This window comes from Aliinostoc maniaoense, from assembly GCF_058172895.1.
This window is the reverse complement of the sequence record NZ_CP187952.1, coordinates 6,569,021-6,589,000: the sequence shown is the minus strand read 5'-3', so window position 1 is coordinate 6,589,000 and position 19,980 is coordinate 6,569,021. Positions and strand designations below refer to the sequence as shown.

The following is a 19,980-nucleotide window of genomic DNA, read 5'->3' as shown; positions in this document are numbered from 1 at the left end:
GATGTATCTCCAAATTGAGAATTTCAGTACAACCTTTCTATTTTAGAAGCTCTGGGGCGAATATTGGGGTTCAAGTTGCTGGAATATTTTGTATTCTTGCAAAAAAATAGACTACTTTGTTTGTAGTAATGACTTTAGTCCTGTGAATGTTAAGGACTAAAGTCCTTACTACTAACTTTTATTTGCTGGCTTGTTCGGTTAGTTTAGTCAGCACTTCATTTGATCTTTCAACAAAGGATTTCATGCCGTCAGCGTCAAATCCTTTTTGAGACATGAGTGCTAAATCATAAACGTGTTGACAGATGAGGTTCACTAAGGGATTGGTTGTGGACTGTCCATCACCTTGAATGATACTACCTTGATTGAGATTAGTTAGGTTTTGAATCAGGGGATGGGAAGTGTTTACTAGTAAGATGTGATCTTCGGGAAACTCTGCGTTCTGTTGCTGCATCATGGCGTTCATTTCCCGCAGGCGGCGGAGAATTTCTGGTAATAACACCATTGCTGGTGGTGTCCCTTGGGGATCATCAGATTTTAAAGCTTCGGTGCGGATGTTGACTTTGGGTTTGTTGAGTGCTTTTTCAAATAGTTCTTTGATAACTTCACTCTTGGTTTTATTGGTGGTGGGGTCAACGATTTCGCCTGATTTGTCTTTATCTAGTAGGGTGTTATCTAAATCTGAGTCTACCCTTGTGAATTTGACATCGTTGTATTCCCGTTCTAGGAAGTTGATAAAGTGGGTGTCGATGAAGGAGTCCATAAATAGGACTTCTAAGCCTTGGTTTTTGTGCAGTTCTATATATGTTGCTTGGGTTGCTTCATCGGTGCTGTAGAATACGCGGTTTTCGTGGCGTTCTTTGTTGCGTTCTAAATATTCTTTCAAGGTAGTGTAAGGACTACCAGAGGTAGCTGGTTTGACATCTTGCCAAACGTCGCCTTCTTCTGTCTGTACTTCCACTGCGGGAGTTGCAGCAGTTGATGTTTCAAATTTGGCTGTGCTGCGGAAAATAATAATGTCTTCGACTTGTTTTTTAAATTTCTCGTCGTTGAGAACGCCAAACTTGACGAAAGTACCTAAGTCTTTCCATGCACTGATGTATTGTTCCCGGTCTTCGCGGTAAAGTTCCTTGAGTCTGTCGCCGACTTTCTTAGCTATATAATCGCCGATTTTGCGGACAGTGCGATCGCCTTGTAAGGCACTACGAGATACATTTAATGGAATATCGCTGCTATCAATTACACCCCGCATGGGTACGAGAAATTGGGGAATAATTTCTTCGCAGTTATCGCTGACAAAAACTTGGTTACAGAATAATTTGATCTGTCCTTTAGCGACATCAACATCAGGACGCATTTTGGGGAAGTACAAAATCCCGTTGATAATGAAGGGATAGTCAGTATTTAAATGTACCCACAGTAAGGGTTCTTCTTGGAAAGGATATAAATAACGGTAAAATTCTAGGTAATCTTCTTTTGTCAGATTACTGGGAGACTCCCGCCAAGGTGCTTTTTGTTGATTTAATACTTCACCATCCAATTTGATGGGAACTGGCATGAAGTCGCAGTAAGTCTTGACAAGATTCTTAATTCGTGCTGCTTCTAGATATTCTTCTTCGTCAGGTAATAGAGTCAGAGTAATAGTAGTACCACGAGTTGTGCGGGTTGACTCATCGAGGGTGAATTGTGGTGAACCATCACAAGTCCAGTGAACCGCTTGCGCGCCTTCTTTATAAGAAAGGGTATCAATTTCTACTTTCTGCGCCACCATGAAGGAGGAGTAAAAGCCTAAACCAAAATGACCGATAATTGGTTGGTCTGCTTTACCTTGATATTTGTGAATAAATTCTTCCGCACTAGAGAAAGCTACCTGGTTGATATATTTCTTGACTTCCTCGGCGGTCATACCGATACCATTATCGCTAATGGAGACGGTTTTTTTGTCTTTATCAATGGTGATTTGAATTTCCGGCTCGTCCACAACTCCCCCATATTCGCCAGCACGGGATACCATGTTTAGCTTTTGAATTGCGTCTACAGCGTTAGATACCAGTTCCCGTAAGAAAATCTGATGATCTGAGTACAGAGATTTCTTGATGATAGGGAAAATATTCTCAGTATGAATACTGATAGTTCCTTGTTCTAGCATGATTGGCAATTTTCGATTTTAAGTATCTGAATTTATGTTTTCGGTAAATAAATACCAACCCTCTGTATTCAGGGGTCAAACTGGAGAATACGAGAGGGAATTATACCAATTAGGATTTTAAAGGCATAGTTTAGGCGATCGCTCCCACTCTACAGGATTGTTTGCCCCCAAACCGAGATGCGGATTTCCCTACCTGGATTATTCAAGTTTCAGATGATGACTCTATCAACTGAAGGCTATTAGAAACTTTTGACACTTTCACAGGTGCTTTGTTACTGAATGTTAAACTATTTTCACCCTTATCAATGTAAATGGTGTCACCAGCAATAAAGGTATTTTCTAATAACTTGGTAGCAATGGGGTTTTCAATTTCTCGCTGAATGGATCTTTTCAGGGGACGTGCGCCGTAAACTGGATCATAACCCCGCTCTACTAAGAACTCACAAGCAGCTTGGGAGATTTCAAAGGAAATTTTTTGTTCTCGCAGCAGATTTTCCACGCGCTTAAGTTGAATGCGGATGATATGCTGCATTTCAGAACGGCTAAGGGTGTGGAAGAGAATTGTATCATCAACACGGTTGAGAAATTCGGGGCGGAAGTGCGATCGCAAAGCATCCATTACCCGATTTCGCATTGTCTCATACTGGGAATCATCGCCAGATACGTCTAATATATGTTCACTACCGATGTTACTGGTCATGACAATTACTGTGTTGCGGAAATCTACAGTTCTGCCCTGGGAATCAGTAATTCTCCCATCATCTAACACCTGTAATAAAATATTAAACACATCGGGATGGGCTTTCTCTACTTCATCTAAAAGCACTACAGAATAAGGATGACGGCGAATAGCTTCCGATAATTGACCGCCTTCTTCGTAGCCTACATAACCTGGAGGCGCACCCACTAACCTTGAGACTGAGTGTTTTTCCATGTACTCAGACATATCTAAGCGTACCAAAGCATCATCAGAGTCAAAGAGAAACTGGGCTAAGGCGCGGGCGAGTTCGGTTTTACCTACCCCAGTCGGCCCCATGAATAAAAATGAACCGATGGGGCGGTTGGGGTCTTTCATCCCTGCACGGGCGCGACGAATGGCGGCGGAAACGGCTTCTACTGCTTCCTGTTGACCGATGACACGTTGATGTAAATGGCTTTCTAATTGCAGTAATTTTTGGCGTTCTGACTCTAGGAGGCGATTTACGGGGATACCTGTCCACTTAGCGACGATTTCCGCAATGTCAGACTCAGTAACTTGTTCGCGTAGCAGGGTAGAGCCTTGGCTTTGTAATTCTAACAACTTCGTTTCTTTAGACTCACGATCGCGCTGTACTCCCTCTAATTTGCCATACTTTAACTGAGCCGCTTTATTCAAATCATAGGCGCGTTCCGCCTGATCAATTTGCACGCGTAAGGCTTCTTCTTCTTTCTTTAAAGCACTGATAGCTTCTAATAACTGCTTTTCACCTTGCCATTGCTCGTTAAATTCCTGCTGTTTGAGCTTTAAATTGTCAATTTCCTGCTCAATTCGCTCCAAACGTTCTCGCGTTTGCGCTGGGACTTTCTCTTCCCCTGCTAAGGACAGCTTCTCCATTTCTAGCTGCATCAAGCGGCGGTCAATGGTTTCTAATTCTGCTGGTTTGGAGGTAATCTCCATTTTTAACTGGGCTGCGGCTTCATCTACTAAGTCGATGGCTTTATCTGGTAGGAAGCGGTCAGAAATGTAACGTGCTGATAAAGTCGCCGCCGCCACTAAAGCTGAGTCCGAGATTTTTACATTGTGGTGAACTTCGTAGCGTTCCTTTAGACCCCGCAAAATTGATATGGTATTTTCTACACTGGGCTGGTCTACAAATACCTGCTGAAACCGGCGTTCTAGGGCTGCATCTTTCTCAATGAACTTGCGGTATTCATCTAGGGTAGTCGCCCCAATACACCGCAATTCACCCCGCGCCAGCATGGGTTTAAGTAAATTACCCGCATCCATTGCCCCTTGTTGATTTGAGCCTGTACCGACAACGGTATGCAGTTCATCAATGAATAAAACAATTTGACCGTTTGATTCCGTAACTTCTCTGAGAACAGCTTTGAGGCGGTCTTCAAACTCACCTCGGTATTTTGCACCCGCAATCAAACTACCGATATCTAACGAGATGAGTTGACGATTTTTCAGAGATTCCGGGACATCACCATTAATTATGCGCTGTGCTAGAGCTTCCGCGATCGCAGTTTTTCCTACACCCGGTTCACCAATTAACACGGGGTTATTCTTACTCCGGCGAGACAACACCTGAATCACGCGACGAATTTCATCATCCCGCCCAATTACCGGGTCTAATTTCCCAGATTTAGCCTGTTCTGTTAAATCCCGACCGAATTTTTGCAAAGCTTCATAGCGGGATTCTGGATTTTGGTCTGTCACCTTTTGGCTACCGCGCACAGCTTTAATACTAGTTTCTATTTTGCTACTGTCTACATTAAAACCTTTAAGCACCCGCCTACCCACACGCTCATCATCGGTGAGGGCTAACAAAATATGTTCTACAGAAATGTAGCCATCTTTCATCCGCGCCCGAATTTCTTCAGCACGGTCAAACATCGTATCTAAACTGCGACCGAGGTAAAGCTGATCACTTTTACCTACCTTCGGTTGACGTTGGGTAAAAGCCTCTAATTGCTGCTGTAAGCGGATGGGGTCGATTTCTGCACGAGCTAAAATCCGCATTGCTAAACTTGTGGGATCTTCTAATAACGCGAGAATTAAATGTTCAACATCTAGTTGCTGTTGTTGATATGCACGGACTATATCCTGAGATTTAACAATTGCTTCCCAGACTTTATCAGTAAATTTATTAGGATCTGTAGGCTGCATCTTTACAATTTTGAATGTGAAACTTTCAGCGTTTGTAGTTTTTCTGTAAGAATTGGTTAATTTGATGGGGACTGGGGACTGGGGACTGGGGACTGGGCAGGGAGGAGGGGGCAGGGGGCAGGGAGCAGGGGGAGACAAGGGAGACAAGGGAGAAATTTTTACCCCAATGCCCAATGCCCAAAATTACTGAGTTACTAGTTGTTCTGAGGATTCTTGTTTTTGGGCTGCACCTTGAGTTCCTAGTTGAATTAGTTCTATTTTGTATCCGTCTGGATCTTCCACAAAAGCAATCACCGTAGAACCGTGCTTCATAGGGCCTGGTTCTCTGACTACTTTACCGCCACGATTTTTAATTTCCGCACAAGTTCCATAGATATCATCTACACCAAGAGCAATATGACCGTAAGCGTTGCCTAATTCATACTTGTCTACACCCCAATTGTAGGTTAGTTCTATAACTGTGTTATCGCTTTCGTCGCCGTAACCTATAAAAGCTAGGGTAAATTCGCCACTGGGATAATCTTTTTGGCGTAGTAACTTCATCCCTAAGACATCACAGTAAAATTTCAAAGACTCTTCCAGGTTTCCCACCCGTAGCATTGTATGTAGTAAGCGCATATAAACCTTTTGGTGTGAGTGTGTTTACCTGCCAACATTGTACAGAGTGATTGGGGCATGGGGCAGGGGAGCAGGGGGCAGGGGTATTTAATTTTGAATTTTGAATTTTGAATTGGAGCAAAGCGACTTGACTATTGACTAATAAATAATTCAAAATCCAAAGTCCGTCTATTCGACATCGATTTAGCCAAGTTATGGAAATCTTCATTTAATCTCAGCCTATAGTTCGTATGACAGCATATGCTAGCGATGGGGTTGAGCTAATAGACTGTGTGCAATCAACGGTAAGAAGGAGCAAAACTAATGAGTAATATTTTAGATACTGCCATTGAGGCAATTGTAGCCCGTGAAATTCTGGACTCGCGCGGTAGACCAACTGTTGAGGCTGAAGTGCATTTGTTGAGTGGTGCTGTGGGACTGGCACAAGTTCCTAGTGGTGCTTCTACAGGTACTTTTGAAGCCCATGAACTCAGAGATAAAGACAAGAGCCGTTACGGTGGTAAAGGGGTTCTGAAGGCAGTACAAAACGTCAATGAAGTATTTGCGCCCAAATTATTAGATTTAGATGCTCTCGACCAAGAACTGATAGATCGTACAATGATTGCGCTGGATGGTTCGGCGAATAAGTCTAATTTGGGGGCAAATGCCATTTTAGCGGTGTCTCTCGCTACTGCTAAAGCTGGGGCTGAGTCTTTAGGTATTCCCCTGTATCGTTATTTGGGTGGCCCTTTGGCGAATTTGCTACCTGTACCTTTGATGAATGTGATTAATGGTGGGGCGCACGCTGCTAATAATGTGGACTTTCAAGAGTTTATGATTGTCCCCATTGGTGCATCATCATTCCGGGAAGCTTTGCGCTGGGGTGCTGAAGTGTTTGCTACCCTGAGCGAAGTTTTGCATGATAAGGGTTTGCTGACTGGCGTTGGTGATGAGGGTGGTTTTGCACCTAACCTAGAATCAAATCAAATCGCTTTGGAATTGTTGGTGGCTGCAATTGAAAAAGCTGGTTATAAGCCAGGTGAACAAGTGGCTTTGGCTTTGGACGTAGCCGCTAGTGAGTTTTACAAAGATGGGCAGTATGTCTATGATGGTAAACCTCATGCTCCCACTGAGTTTATTGATTATTTAGGGCAGTTGGTTGACCAATACCCCATTGTCTCTATTGAGGATGGTTTACACGAAGAAGATTGGCAGAATTGGCAATTACTCACCCAGAAAATTGGTTCAAAGGTGCAGTTAGTAGGGGATGACTTGTTTGTAACTAATGCTACTCGCTTACAAAAAGGCATCCAAGACAAAGCCGGGAATGCGATTTTGATTAAACTCAATCAAATCGGTTCTCTGACTGAGACTTTGGAAACAATAGACTTGGCGACTCGCAACAGTTTCCGCTCAGTAATTAGCCATCGTTCTGGTGAAACCGAAGACACAACAATTGCTGATTTAGCCGTTGCCACCCGTGCAGGTCAAATCAAAACCGGTTCTCTATGTCGCAGTGAACGGGTAGCGAAATATAATCGCTTACTCCGCATTGAAGATGAATTAGGCGATCGCGCCGTGTATGCTGGGGCTGTAGGTTTAGGGCCGAAGTAGCGACTGGGCAGGGGAGCAGGGAGCAGGGGGCAGGGAGCAGGGGGACAAGGGAGACAAGGGAGAAATATATTTATCCCAATGCCCAATGCCCAATGCCCCATGCCCCATGCCCCATGCCCCATGCTCAATGCCCCATGCTCTTTAATTTTGAATTTTTAATTTTGAATTTTGAATTGTTATGCCCCATCACGGATAAAACCCTAATTTGGGCAAACCCAATGTCTCATCCCAACCCATCATAATGTTGAGACACTGAATGGCTTGACCCGCCTGGCCTTTGATTAAGTTGTCGATGACTGACATCACAATCACTCGGCCAGTTCGCGGGTCAACTTCTACACCTATGTAACAAACGTTGCTACCACTTGCCCATTTAGTTTGCGGATAAATCCCGGTTTCACAAATTTTTACCCAGGGTGAATTACGGTAAAATGCTGTATAAATTGTTGTCAGATCGTCACTAACAAGGCCGGGATCGCGGAGTGTGGCGTATGCGGTTGCTAAGATGCCTCGCACCATTGGCACAAGGTGGGGAGTAAACTGGACTGTGACTTCATGCCCTGCGAGTTCGCTACAAATTTGCTCAATTTCTGGGGTATGGCGGTGACGGGCTACGCTATAAGCAGTTAGGGAATTATCGGCCTCTGCTAACAATAAGGGGGTTTTAGCTTGCCTACCACCACTGGATGCACCGGATTTAGCATCAATAATGGCTGTTTCAGGAACGATTAAGCCTTGTTTGAATAATGGTAAAAGTGCTAAAAGACTGGCTGTAGGATAAGCACCGGGACAAGCAACTAACTGAGCATCGGCAATGCGATCGCGGTAAAGTTCTGGTAATCCATACACTGCATTAGCTGCTGTAGTCTGGTCACTGCGCTCATTACCATACCAACTGGTATAGGTTGCCAAATTCCTAAATCGATAATCTGCACTTAAATCTAGTACCTTACACCCTGTTTCAATTAATGCTGGTGTAAATTGGCAAGCTAGACCATTAGGCATAGAAAGAAATATAACTTCACAGCGTCGGGCAATGACTTCTGGATCTATTGCCTCAATAGGCAATTTCACCATATTCATCAGATGTGGGTAAACAGATGTAAAAGGCTTACCTATACTGTTTTCATCACCTAAATAAACTAGTTCGACTTCTGGATGCTCCATTAGTAACCGTACTAGTTGCACTCCACCATAGCCTGACGCGCCAACAATCCCAACGGGTACGCGTCTAAAATTACCCATGATCTCAAATCCTCATTCGCTTTTGGTTGATCTGTTGTTATCTATGAACTACTAGCTACCAGAGGCGAATCTGACAAAATACCACAGAACACAAGCACATAAGCAATTCAACATTGAAAATTAAATAGTTACACCCCTAAACCCCTAAACCCCTAAACCCCTAAACCCCTACACCCCTAAACCCCTAAACCCCTACACCCCTAAACCCCTAAACCCCTACACCCCCACTACTATGTCAACGAAACATTGCTAGTTTATATCTCTGCTGCACAAAGGAGCTACAATCTACAATAAGAAATTATTAAAAAAAATTTACGATTACTCATTAATGACGTGTACAACTTAATCTCAACCCTCACCCTTAATTTCTTTCCTACCATAACCTGACAGGAAGCAAGATCAACTCCTACACCCTAAAACGATGGTTTTCTAGGCAAAGTCTAACAACTGCATCCACTCGCTACTCCCTACTCACTTTTTATGTTTGATTCTATTGATGCTGCCTTGACAGACCTCAAGGCTGGTCGTGCCATTGTCGTGGTAGATGACGAAAATCGAGAAAATGAAGGCGATTTGATTTGTGCGGCGCAATTTGCTACGCCTGACATGATCAATTTTATGGCAGTAGAAGCCAGAGGTTTGATCTGTTTGGCAATGACAGGCGATCGCCTCGATGAACTTGATTTACCATTGATGGTGACAAACATTACAGATCCTAACCAAACAGCTTTTACAGTTAGTATTGATGCCAGTCCCCATTTAGGTGTATCTACGGGAATTTCCGCCGAAGACCGCGCCCGTACTATCCAGGTGAGTCTTAACCCCGCCACCAAACCTTCAGATTTACGTCGTCCTGGGCATATTTTCCCCCTACGGGCTAGGGCTGGTGGTGTCCTCAAACGCGCCGGACACACGGAAGCATCTGTGGATTTAGCACGATTAGCAGGACTATACCCGGCTGGGGTGATTTGTGAAATTCAAAATCCCGATGGTTCAATGGCGCGTTTACAGCAGTTGATAGACTACGCCAAACACCATAATCTGAAAATTATTAGCATTGCTGACTTAATTAGTTATCGCCTGAAACACGATCGCTTAGTCTACCGAGAAGTAGTAACTAAGCTACCTAGTCAATTCGGTCAGTTTGACATTTACGCCTATCGTCACACCCTAGATAACACAGAACACGTTGCCATTGTCAAAGGCGACCCCACTAACTTTCAAGATGAGCCGGTGATGGTGCGGATGCACTCGGAATGTCTCACAGGTGATGCGTTGGGTTCTTTGCGCTGTGATTGTCGGATGCAGTTACAAGCCGCACTGAACATGATTGAAACAGCTGGTCAAGGTGTAGTGGTTTACCTGCGTCAAGAAGGACGCGGAATTGGCTTGATTAATAAGCTCAAAGCCTATTCCCTACAGGATATGGGATTAGATACAGTCGAAGCAAACGAGCGTTTGGGATTCCCTGCCGATTTGCGTGACTATGGAATGGGGGCGCAAATTCTCATGGATTTGGGGGTGAAAAAGATTCGCCTGATTACCAATAATCCCCGGAAGATTGCTGGCGTGAAAGGTTACGGCTTGGAAGTAGTTGATCGTGTGCCATTGTTAATTGAAAGCAACGATTACAATTCTTATTACTTGGCGACTAAAGCGAAAAAGCTGGGTCATATGCTGTTACAAACCTACTTGGTGACAGTAGCAATTCACTGGCAAGATGATCCCCAGTTAGTCACAAAACGCTATGAACGCCTAGAGAAACTGCGACACTTAGCCAGAGGTTATGATCTATTGTTGCAGGAAGAAGCCCGTCCATTAGCGATCGCATTATTTGATGAGCCGTCATTGACTGTACACTTAGGTTTTGACCAACCAACAGTAGCCGCCAGTGATTGGTATCAACAAGCTGGTCATCCCTACCTGCAAGCCATTTTGCAAATTCTAGATAACTTAGCCGCCATACCTTACATCCAGAAACTAGAATTTCTGATTTCTGCTGGCAGCGATCCTCTGACTAACTTGCAAGTCCAGCTAGATCGGCAGACAATACCAAATGGAGAATTACCGTCTACAATGGGCGATCGCTTGGAGACACAAAAAATTTATAGTTTTACTAAGACAATTGGCGAGTAATCAAACGGTAAAAGGCAAAAGGTAAAAACTCTTTTCTTTTTACTGATTTGCCTTTTAATTAACATAATAAATAACCGCTATCTTCAACACTTTACTAGGTGAAAAGCTATTTGACACTCTCCGCCCTATAAGGGCGAAGATTCTTTATTCATAGACCCAACTTGCTCATACAAGATTTCTCCAGCATGAGTAGAGGTCGAATCTCCTAAAGCGTTCGGGTCTATGACCCAAGTTCCGGTATGCCCTACCGTACTCAAGGCTAATTTCAGAATATTAATAGCAGCATTCCAATCTCTATCCAGCACAAATCCACATTCACAAACATGAGTTCTTGTGGATAGAGATTTTTTGACTACTGCTCCACAGTTAGAGCATTCTTGGGATGTATAGGCAGGATTGACTGCTACAGTTATCCTGCCAAACTTCACCCCGAAATACTCTAACCATTTTCTGAATTGATACCAACCAGCATCATTAATAGATTTGGCAAGACAGTGATTTTTCACTAAATTCTTAATCCTCAAGTTTTCATAGGCTACCAAATCGTGAGATTGGATGACGCAACGCGCTATTCTCTTAGCGTGTTCTTCACGTTGCCTACTTATTTTGAGGTGTACTCGCCCTAATTTATTAATGGCTTTCTTGCGGTTGATAGAGCCTTTCTTTTTGCTTTGAACACGTCTTTGTCGAAACTTGAGACGTTTTTCTCCTGTGCGATAAAATCTTGGGTTAGGTTCACTGTGTCCATTACTGTCTGTGTAAAACTCCTTCAAGCCAACATCTAAGCCAATGGTTTTACCTGTTGGTTGTGTTTCTACTTTATTGTCTACACTGACTAAAAACTGAACATAGTAACCATCAGCACGACGTACTAACCTAACTCGTTTTATCTGTTCTAATGGGTAGAAGTTTAAATCCCACGTTCCTTTGAGATTAAGTTTGCCAATTCCCTTTTTGTCGGTGAAGGTTATCTGTTTTCTCGTTTGTGATAGTTTCCACCCAGAGGTTTTATATTCCACCGAACGGTTATTTTTCTTAAACTTGGGATATCCTTTTTGACCAGGGATTTGTTCTCTTACAAAGTTTGGATCGGAGGAAACCACATCTCCCCCTTTGCGCTTCTTACAATTGTCGTAGAACCTAGCTATAGAGCTATATGCTCTTTCTACTGCTACCTGAGTTGCATGAGAGTTTAAGTCTTTTACAAAGGAGTATTCAGCCCTTAATGCAGTGTTGTAGCGATATAGCTCTTTTTGCCCTACACCTCGGTTATCCATCCAAAAACGGATACACTTGTTGCGGACAAATTGAGCGGTCTTTATTGCTTCATTTATAGCTGCATATTGAGTTGTTTTCCCTTTAGCCTTAAACTCTAAAACTATCATTTGACGTGGAAAACTTCTACGGCATTTATTCTAACACAAACAAAGCCGTCCTAGAAGGACGGGGCTTGTATCCCATTAATTTCGGTCAGAAACTACCCTGGCTGCACCAGATATTCAACTTCCACCCAACTAGAATTACCCTTTGACGCTATACCATAGGAATTACGAATTACGTAGCTTGCCACGCTACTATGTATCTGTTCAATAATCAAGTACGATTCCTATAGGAATTACGAATTACAAATTACGAATTACGAATTACGAATTACCTGCCGATAGGTTTCTAGTAAACCCATAAATTTATCAAAATCAAAACTTAAGGGGTCTACTCGTTGTCCTGAACGGTCTACGGCTTTGTGGGTGGTGATGCGATCGCCTGGAACTTGACTTTGGGCAATTAACCAAGCTAAAGAATGATATTGTGCTTCAGTGTAACCACTATGAGACTTTAAAAAATTATTTCCCCGTCCGTCTGGGGGTGTTTCTAAAGAAACATGATAAGCAAAATTATTCACTGATGGCGGGAAATTAGCGTTAGTCTGGACAGTTTCTTCCCCATTTGCACCGACAAACACAGAGTTACCTGCACCAAAAGCGCGATACGCAGGAGGGACAAGATAAATCACAGTCCCATCTAAAGCGATAATGGCATGGTAACTCGCCTGTACATTTTCATCTGTATGGGGTCTTTGAAAGAAATTTACTGCGCTCGATGCACTATTACTAGTTTCGTGAATCACAACAATTGGTTGATGATTGACAGGCACACCATTCACATCTTTGGTAAATCTTACGCCGTAGTTGCTGGGGTCTACCGCCGCCACTAAATACCGGGGTTTGTATTGAGCAAAAGCTTGTGTTGTTTGATACCTATTTAAAATCTGGGGTGGATTGGGGGTAGATTTGAGGATATTTTGTGATGGTGGGAGTGTAATGTTATTAGATTGTAACTGTGCTGGGGGGTATTGACTCCAGGCGATCGCATCCGGTTGTGATGTTGGTGTCTCGGTTTTGAGTTTTCTGACTTCCCCTATTAATAAAGTCACACTTAAAGCCACAAATACCAGAGAAATTAATATTACCCTAGTTGCCCAGTCTCTAAACTGCATTTTTTTTATGATTACTAAATAGTTAATAAATATTTCAATATCTTAATTTTAATCAAACTCTGACTAAAAATCATCAGTTTTTCTTGCCATGTACTTATTTAAATGCAGACATTTATGTTTTATAATCTGGCGTTAGACATAGGTAAAAAGGAATAAGCAAAGCCGTATAGCGTTTCCTAGTCTGCTGAGGCAAAAATCTCTGCGTACCCACCGAAGTTATGATCGGCGGAAGCCGCCGCTCATACTTCTCTCTGCGCTTTACTCTGCGCTCCTCTGCGTTTCAAAATATTATCTGTACCTCACTTAACTGAGAATCGCTATAGTGATGATCTGCGATCGCTTCGATAATATTCCCATACCCACTTTACCCAAACTTTCACGCAACTCTGGCAAATGTGGAAAATAATAGATCAAGTTGAGTATTAAAACACTCACCTCGTCTACTCATTTCGTCTTGTGAAAATATGACCCATCCTTTCCTCAAACACTTGCGTAGTCCAGATAGACCAGTTATCGTCTTTGATGGTGCAATGGGGACTAACCTACAAACCCAAAACCTGACAGCAGCAGACTTTGGCGGCGCGCAATACGAAGGTTGTAATGAATATCTAGTCCACACCAAACCCGAAGCCGTTGCCAAAGTTCACCGTGACTTCCTCGCTGTGGGTGCAGATGTCATCGAAACCGATACTTTCGGCGGTACATCAATTGTATTGGCAGAATATGACCTAGCTGACCAAACATACTACCTCAACAAAACCGCCGCCGAACTAGCCAAAAGTGTGGCGGCGGAATTTTCCACCCCAGAGAAACCCCGATTTGTAGCGGGTTCTATCGGCCCCACCACCAAACTACCCACCTTGGGACATATTGACTTTGACACCTTAAAAACTTCGTTTGCCGAACAAGCTGAAGCATTATTTGATGGCGGAGTTGATTTATTTATCGTCGAAACTTGCCAAGATGTGCTGCAAATTAAAGCAGCGTTGAACGGTATTGAAGAAGTCTTTGCCAAAAAAGGGGAACGGATACCCCTAATGGTTTCCGTAACAATGGAAAGCATGGGGACAATGCTAGTCGGTTCAGAAATCAGCGCAGTGTTGACGATTTTAGAACCCTACCCAATTGATATTCTCGGTCTTAACTGTGCCACCGGGCCAGACTTGATGAAACCACACATCAAATATTTATCGGAACATTCGCCATTTGTGGTTTCTTGCGTTCCTAATGCTGGTTTACCAGAAAACGTTGGTGGTCAAGCACATTACCGCTTAACACCGATAGAATTACGTATGGCGTTGATGCACTTTGTTGAAGATTTGGGTGTCCAAGTGATTGGGGGTTGCTGTGGGACACGTCCAGAACACATTCAACAATTGGCTGAAATTGCCAAAGAACTAAAACCAAAAGTCAGACAGCCAAGTCTCGAACCTGCGGCTGCATCAATTTATTCTACTCAACCCTACGAGCAAGATAATTCTTTCTTGATTGTCGGTGAACGTCTCAACGCCAGTGGTTCTAAAAAGTGCCGTGATTTATTAAACGCGGAAGACTGGGACGGACTAGTGTCAATGGCTAGGGCGCAAGTGAAAGAAGGCGCGCATATCCTAGATGTGAACGTTGATTATGTGGGACGCGACGGTGTGCATGATATGCACGAGTTGGTGTCTCGTATTGTTAATAATGTCACACTGCCTTTAATGTTGGACTCCACCGAATGGGAAAAGATGGAGGCGGGTTTAAAGGTAGCTGGGGGTAAGTGTTTACTGAACTCCACCAACTATGAAGATGGTGAACCGCGCTTTTTAAAGGTGCTGGAATTAGCTAAGAAATATGGTTCAGGTGTAGTTATCGGCACAATTGACGAAGACGGCATGGCGCGGACAGCAGAGAAGAAGTTTCAAATTGCCCAGCGTGCTTACCGTCAAGCTGTGGAATATGGTATTGCTGCCCATGAAATCTTTTTTGATACTCTGGCTCTACCTATTTCTACGGGGATTGAGGAAGACCGAGAAAATGGCAAGGCAACTATTGAATCAATTCGCCGTATTCGCCAAGAATTGCCGGGATGTCATGTGATTTTGGGTGTGTCTAATATATCTTTCGGTTTAAGTCCAGCCGCGCGAATTGTTTTGAACTCAATGTTCCTGCATGAAGCAATGGCAGTTGGGATGGATGCTGCGATCGTTAGTGCTAGCAAGATTTTACCACTGTCGAAGATAGAAGCCCATCATCAAGAAGTTTGTCGCAAGTTAATCTATGATGAGCGTCAATTTGAAGGTGATGTTTGCGTTTACGATCCCCTAGGAGAATTAACGAAATTATTTGAGGGTGTCAAAGCTAAACGCAATACAGGTGTTGATGAAAATCTACCCCTAGAAGAACGCCTCAAACGCCACATCATTGACGGTGAACGCATCGGCTTAGAAGCACAGTTAAATAAAGCTTTAGAACAATATCCCCCCCTAGAAATTATTAACACCTTCCTGCTAGATGGCATGAAAGTTGTGGGTGAGTTGTTCGGTTCAGGGCAAATGCAATTACCCTTTGTGTTACAGTCGGCCGAAACTATGAAAGCAGCTGTAGCGTATCTTGAACCCTTCATGGAAAAATCCGAGGCGGGAAATAATGCCAAAGGAACAGTAATTATTGCCACGGTAAAAGGTGACGTTCACGACATTGGTAAAAACTTAGTAGACATTATTTTGTCTAACAACGGTTACAAGGTGATTAATCTGGGAATTAAACAACCCGTAGAAAACATTATCGAAGCTTACAACCAACACAAACCTGATTGTATAGCCATGAGTGGCTTGTTGGTGAAGTCAACCGCTTTCATGAAAGAAAACTTGGAGGTATTCAACGAAAAAGGAATTACCGTACCTGTAATTTTAGGTGGTGCGGCGTTAACTCCCAAATTCGTGAATCAAGATTGCCAAAATACCTACAAAGGGAAGGTAGTATATGGCAAAGATGCTTTCTCTGACTTGCATTTCATGGATAAATTAATGCCAGCCAAAGCATCTCATAACTGGGATGACTTACAAGGATTCTTGGATGAAGTAGATACTCAAGAACCAGAGACTACTAAAGAAAAATCTCTCGCTTCCCAGTCCCCAGTCCCCAGTCCCCAGTCCCCAGCCCCCATAGACACCCGCCGTTCGGAAGCAGTAGCAGTAGATATAAAACGTCCTACACCGCCATTCTGGGGAACGAAACTCTTACAACCTAGTGATATTCCCATTGAGGAAATATTCTGGCATTTAGATTTACAAGCTTTGATTGCTGGACAGTGGCAATTCCGCAAACCCAAGGAACAATCTAAAGAAGAATATCAAGCTTTCTTAAATGAGAAAGTTTATCCAATTTTGGAAACTTGGAAACAGCGCATTATTGCTGAAAATCTATTGCATCCCCAAGTAATTTACGGGTATTTTCCTTGTCAATCTGAGGGTAATACTTTGTATATCTATGAAAGCAATAATCCACAATCTCAAGAAGTAGCTAAGTTTGAATTTCCTCGCCAAAAGTCATCAAAAAGGCTCTGTATTGCAGATTTCTTTGCCCCTAAAGACTCAGGAATCATTGATGTTTTCCCCATGCAGGCGGTAACTGTCGGGGAAATTGCTACGGAATACGCACAAAAATTATTTGCAGATAATCAATACACAGATTACCTGTATTTTCACGGCTTAGCTGTGCAAGTCGCGGAAGCCTTAGCTGAATGGACACACGCCAGGATTCGCTGTGAGTTAGGTTTTGATGGGGAAGAACCGGATAATATTCGAGATATCTTAGCACAGCGTTATCGTGGTTCACGGTATAGTTTTGGCTATCCGGCTTGTCCGAATATTCAAGACCAGTACAAGCAGCTGGAGTTATTGCAGACTGACAGAATTAATTTATATATGGATGAAAGTGAGCAACTTTATCCAGAACAGTCTACAACAGCGATTATTAGCTATCACCCAATAGCGAAATATTTCACTGCTTAATTTAAGCAAGACTGACGCAATTATGAACAGGGTGTAGGGGGTAGGGTGCGGGGTTTAGGGTGGATAGACAGACTCAACAACCATAGGGTTATACCAATTCATGAAAATAATGAAACAGATGCGTAGGTTGGGTTGTAGCTTGCTTCCCCGTAGGGGTACGAAGTGAAACCCAACAATCATAAGACTTTGATGTGTTGGGTTTCGTTCCTCAACCCAACCTACATTTGCATCATATTTTTTGTGAAATGGTATTACAAGTCCCCCACCAACGTCGTCTTCCCTACACCCTGGTAAACTCTACTGCCAAATGTAGAGCATGACAAACAAAATAATCCAAATCACATCAACAAAGTGCCAGAACAAAGAAGTAGCATTAACACCAAAGTGGCCATTATCGTAGTTACCAGGAACAAACGATCGCAAAAGAATCATCAACTGTAACAAAATCCCGGTCAAAACGTGCAAACCGTGGAAACCTGTGAGCAGGTAAAACATCCCGCCAAATGTACCAGAAGTAAACCCAAATTCTAGGTTACTCCATTCAATGCCCTGTCCTACTAAAAAGTAGCCACCCATCAGCATTGTTATTGATAAAAAGATGCGGAATAATCGTAAATCGTGGCGTTTGAGGGCGACTTCTGCAAAATAAATTACAAAACTACTAGCAACCAGTACCACAGTATTAATTGCCGGTTCTTTAACTTCTAAACCAGAAATACCGGGTGGTAGCCAATTATCAGGATTTGAGAGTTTATAGACAATATAGCCAGCAAAAAAGCTTAAGAAAATCACACTCTCAGATAACAAGAACACAATAAAACCAAACATTTTATTGCCTTCTTCGTCGTGTCCATGTTCACCACCTGCGTGATGCAACGGTTGTTGCAATTCATCTGAAACAATAGAGCTATCCATTGGTGCAATTATTAGTTGTGTACTGTAATTTCTGTTAGTGCATTAGATGTAGCCTTGGATGGATCTCCTGGCTTGGGGCGAGTGGCATTTGAATGAAGGGAAACCCAACACCAATATCCATGTTGGGTTTCCTTCCGTTAACCCAACCTACAACTCCTTGCTGCATCATGCTAATTGTCTTAGTTCAGTCAGTGCTGTTAGGGAAACACCAGACGAAAAAACTCATTCTTCTCGTCTGGAAACTCTTCCTCAATTACATCTTCCTAATCTTGATGACTATGTGCTTCTGCAACTAACGGTTCAGATTTACCATAACCGTAGGGTTCAGAAATCACTACAGGAATCTCTTCAAAGTTTTCTACTGGTGGGGGAGAAGATACCAACCACTCCAAACCAATGGCGCGCCAAGGATTATCAGGTGCTTTCTCACCTTGCATCCAAGAAACTAACATATTGAAGATGAAGGGTAATGTAGACATACCCAATAAGAATGCACCCAAGCTAGCAAGAATATTCCAGTCTTGATACTCTGGTGCATAGGAAGCAACCCGGCGTAACATCCCTTGTAATCCTAGGGGGTGCATTGGCAGGAAGTTGAGGTTCGTACCGATAAATGCCAACCAAAAATGTACTTTGCCCCAACCTTCGTGGTACATACGTCCAGTCATTTTGGGAAACCAGTGATAGATGGCTGCATACATTCCCATCGTCACTGTTCCATAGAGGACATAGTGGAAGTGTCCAACAACAAAGTAAGTGTTATTAACATGAACATCAACGGGTACAGAGGAAAGCATGATCCCGACGATACCCGCAAACACAAACATAATCAAACCACCCAAAGCGAATAACATGGGTGTATTCAGGCGGATTTTGCCACCCCAGATAGTTGCTACCCAAGCAAATACTTTAATCCCAGTGGGTACAGATACTAACATCGTAGTCATCATGAACAGCATCCGCATCCAAGCTGGTGTGCCACTCACATACATATGGTGTACCCAAACAATGGCACTGACTACAGCAATCAGCATCGAGGAAAGGGCAACTACTTTGTAGCCAAATAGAGGCTTACGGGCGTAAACTGGGAAAATTTCTGAAAATACCCCGAAAATGGGCAGAATAATTACATAAACCGCAGGGTGAGAGTAGAACCAGAAATAATGCTGGAACATCACCGGATTACCGCCATTACTGGGGTTAAAAAAGCCAGTGCCAACGGTGATGTCAAGTAACAACATGACTGCACCGGCAGTTAGGGCAGGTAAACCAAATAATTGGATAATCTGCGCGCTAAATACTGCCCAAACAAACAGAGGCATCCGAAAGAAGCCCATCCCTGGCGCACGCATTTTGACTACGGTAGTCACAAAGTTCACAGCCCCCATAATTGAGGACACACCAGAGATAGCAACTGCCAATAGCCAAATTACTTGCCCATTAAATAAGCGGCCTGTGGGATTTTGGATACTCACAGGGGGATAAGCCCACCAACCAGCTTGGGCTGGGCCTCCGGGGACAAAAAAGCTAGCCATGAGGAGAATCCCCACAACAGGAACCATCCAAAAGGCGGCAGCGTTGAGGCGAGGGAAAGCCATATCCCGCGCCCCAATCATTAGGGGTACTAAGTAGTTAGCTAAACCAACTAGAGAAGGGAAAGTCCACAAGAACAGCATCACAGTGCCGTGCATGGTGAACATCCCGTTATAGACGGTACGGTCAACTAAATCTGCTTCGGGGGTAATCAATTCTCCCCGCAGAATCATGGCGAATATACCGCCGACGAGAAAGAAAATGAAAGAAGTAACAAGGTATTGAATACCTATAACTTTGTGGTCGGTGCTAAAGCTAAAATACTCTCTCCAGTCACCGCCAGAACCGTGGTGCGGCTTCTCCACAGGGAGATTAAGCCTTTCTATAGGGATATTTGTCATCGCTGAAATTCCTTTTAACCAAGTTTGGAGGT

At 43.3% G+C, this 19,980-nt stretch carries 13 protein-coding genes; 4 read left to right on the top strand and 9 right to left on the bottom strand.

Annotated elements, in window-relative coordinates:
- Positions 1 to 178 precede the first annotated feature (178 nt).
- Positions 179 to 2,146, bottom strand: a complete 1,968-nt coding sequence (gene htpG / locus ACPZ3T_RS28890) for a molecular chaperone HtpG (protein ID WP_490272856.1) — start codon at positions 2,144 to 2,146, stop codon at positions 179 to 181.
- Between the two features lie 202 nt (positions 2,147 to 2,348).
- Positions 2,349 to 5,018 carry an ATP-dependent chaperone ClpB gene (gene clpB / locus ACPZ3T_RS28885; protein ID WP_490272854.1) on the bottom strand — a complete coding sequence of 890 codons (2,670 nt, stop codon included), beginning with the start codon at positions 5,016 to 5,018 and terminating at the stop codon, positions 2,349 to 2,351.
- Positions 5,019 to 5,082: 64 nt separating this feature from the next.
- Between clpB and ACPZ3T_RS28880 the strand changes: the two genes are divergently transcribed.
- On the top strand, positions 5,083 to 5,208 hold the full coding sequence (locus tag ACPZ3T_RS28880; RefSeq protein ID WP_490272852.1) for a hypothetical protein: 126 nt from the start codon (positions 5,083 to 5,085) through the stop codon (positions 5,206 to 5,208).
- Here ACPZ3T_RS28880 and gloA read toward each other — a convergent pair.
- Positions 5,202 to 5,636, bottom strand: a complete 435-nt coding sequence (gloA, locus tag ACPZ3T_RS28875; RefSeq protein ID WP_490272851.1) for a lactoylglutathione lyase — start codon at positions 5,634 to 5,636, stop codon at positions 5,202 to 5,204. The genes ACPZ3T_RS28880 and gloA overlap by 7 nt on opposite strands.
- Positions 5,637 to 5,939: 303 nt before the next feature.
- Between gloA and eno the strand changes: the two genes are divergently transcribed.
- Positions 5,940 to 7,229, top strand: a complete 1,290-nt coding sequence (gene eno / locus ACPZ3T_RS28870) for a phosphopyruvate hydratase (RefSeq protein WP_490272849.1) — start codon at positions 5,940 to 5,942, stop codon at positions 7,227 to 7,229.
- Between the two features lie 186 nt (positions 7,230 to 7,415).
- Here the strand turns inward: eno and argC are convergent, their stop codons facing one another.
- Positions 7,416 to 8,474 (bottom strand): N-acetyl-gamma-glutamyl-phosphate reductase, encoded by a 1,059-nt coding sequence (argC, locus tag ACPZ3T_RS28865; RefSeq protein ID WP_490272848.1) that lies wholly within the window; start codon positions 8,472 to 8,474, stop codon positions 7,416 to 7,418.
- Between the two features lie 480 nt (positions 8,475 to 8,954).
- On the opposite strand from argC, the gene ribBA reads away from it, so the two are divergent.
- Positions 8,955 to 10,610, top strand: coding sequence for a bifunctional 3,4-dihydroxy-2-butanone-4-phosphate synthase/GTP cyclohydrolase II (ribBA, locus tag ACPZ3T_RS28860; protein ID WP_490272847.1), 1,656 nt, complete (start codon positions 8,955 to 8,957; stop codon positions 10,608 to 10,610).
- 125 nt (positions 10,611 to 10,735) lie between these two features.
- On the opposite strand, the gene ACPZ3T_RS28855 is transcribed toward ribBA, so the two are convergent.
- The 3 genes from ACPZ3T_RS28855 to ACPZ3T_RS28845 form a co-directional block, all read right to left on the bottom strand.
- The gene (locus ACPZ3T_RS28855; RefSeq protein WP_490272846.1) at positions 10,736 to 11,995 is read right to left on the bottom strand and encodes an RNA-guided endonuclease InsQ/TnpB family protein; all 1,260 of its coding nucleotides are present in this window, start codon (positions 11,993 to 11,995) and stop codon (positions 10,736 to 10,738) included.
- A 251-nt stretch (positions 11,996 to 12,246) separates the two neighbouring features.
- Positions 12,247 to 13,104 carry a peptidoglycan recognition protein family protein gene (locus tag ACPZ3T_RS28850; protein ID WP_490272844.1) on the bottom strand — a complete coding sequence of 286 codons (858 nt, stop codon included), beginning with the start codon at positions 13,102 to 13,104 and terminating at the stop codon, positions 12,247 to 12,249.
- A 303-nt stretch (positions 13,105 to 13,407) separates the two neighbouring features.
- Positions 13,408 to 13,539 carry a hypothetical protein gene (locus ACPZ3T_RS28845; RefSeq protein WP_490272842.1) on the bottom strand — a complete coding sequence of 44 codons (132 nt, stop codon included), beginning with the start codon at positions 13,537 to 13,539 and terminating at the stop codon, positions 13,408 to 13,410.
- A 29-nt stretch (positions 13,540 to 13,568) separates the two neighbouring features.
- On the opposite strand from ACPZ3T_RS28845, the gene metH reads away from it, so the two are divergent.
- Positions 13,569 to 17,099, top strand: a complete 3,531-nt coding sequence (metH, locus tag ACPZ3T_RS28840) for a methionine synthase (protein WP_490272841.1) — start codon at positions 13,569 to 13,571, stop codon at positions 17,097 to 17,099.
- A gap of 297 nt (positions 17,100 to 17,396) precedes the next feature.
- Here metH and ACPZ3T_RS28835 read toward each other — a convergent pair whose 3' ends face one another.
- On the bottom strand, positions 17,397 to 18,014 hold the full coding sequence (locus ACPZ3T_RS28835; protein WP_490272840.1) for a cytochrome c oxidase subunit 3: 618 nt from the start codon (positions 18,012 to 18,014) through the stop codon (positions 17,397 to 17,399).
- Between the two features lie 263 nt (positions 18,015 to 18,277).
- Positions 18,278 to 19,948 carry a cytochrome c oxidase subunit I gene (ctaD, locus tag ACPZ3T_RS28830; protein ID WP_490272839.1) on the bottom strand — a complete coding sequence of 557 codons (1,671 nt, stop codon included), beginning with the start codon at positions 19,946 to 19,948 and terminating at the stop codon, positions 18,278 to 18,280.
- Positions 19,949 to 19,980 lie beyond the last annotated feature (32 nt).

What these genes read in the sequence shown, in the direction of transcription:
- htpG (WP_490272856.1), bottom strand. Translation starts at nt 2,146, where the DNA reads ATGCTAGAACAAGGAACTATCAGTATTCATACTGAGAATATTTTCCCT.
- clpB (WP_490272854.1), bottom strand. Translation starts at nt 5,018, where the DNA reads ATGCAGCCTACAGATCCTAATAAATTTACTGATAAAGTCTGGGAAGCA.
- ACPZ3T_RS28880 (WP_490272852.1), top strand. Translation starts at nt 5,083, where the DNA reads ATGGGGACTGGGGACTGGGGACTGGGGACTGGGCAGGGAGGAGGGGGC.
- gloA (WP_490272851.1), bottom strand. Translation starts at nt 5,636, where the DNA reads ATGCGCTTACTACATACAATGCTACGGGTGGGAAACCTGGAAGAGTCT.
- eno (WP_490272849.1), top strand. Translation starts at nt 5,940, where the DNA reads ATGAGTAATATTTTAGATACTGCCATTGAGGCAATTGTAGCCCGTGAA.
- argC (WP_490272848.1), bottom strand. Translation starts at nt 8,474, where the DNA reads ATGGGTAATTTTAGACGCGTACCCGTTGGGATTGTTGGCGCGTCAGGC.
- ribBA (WP_490272847.1), top strand. Translation starts at nt 8,955, where the DNA reads ATGTTTGATTCTATTGATGCTGCCTTGACAGACCTCAAGGCTGGTCGT.
- ACPZ3T_RS28855 (WP_490272846.1), bottom strand. Translation starts at nt 11,995, where the DNA reads ATGATAGTTTTAGAGTTTAAGGCTAAAGGGAAAACAACTCAATATGCA.
- ACPZ3T_RS28850 (WP_490272844.1), bottom strand. Translation starts at nt 13,104, where the DNA reads ATGCAGTTTAGAGACTGGGCAACTAGGGTAATATTAATTTCTCTGGTA.
- metH (WP_490272841.1), top strand. Translation starts at nt 13,569, where the DNA reads ATGACCCATCCTTTCCTCAAACACTTGCGTAGTCCAGATAGACCAGTT.
- ACPZ3T_RS28835 (WP_490272840.1), bottom strand. Translation starts at nt 18,014, where the DNA reads ATGGATAGCTCTATTGTTTCAGATGAATTGCAACAACCGTTGCATCAC.
- ctaD (WP_490272839.1), bottom strand. Translation starts at nt 19,948, where the DNA reads ATGACAAATATCCCTATAGAAAGGCTTAATCTCCCTGTGGAGAAGCCG.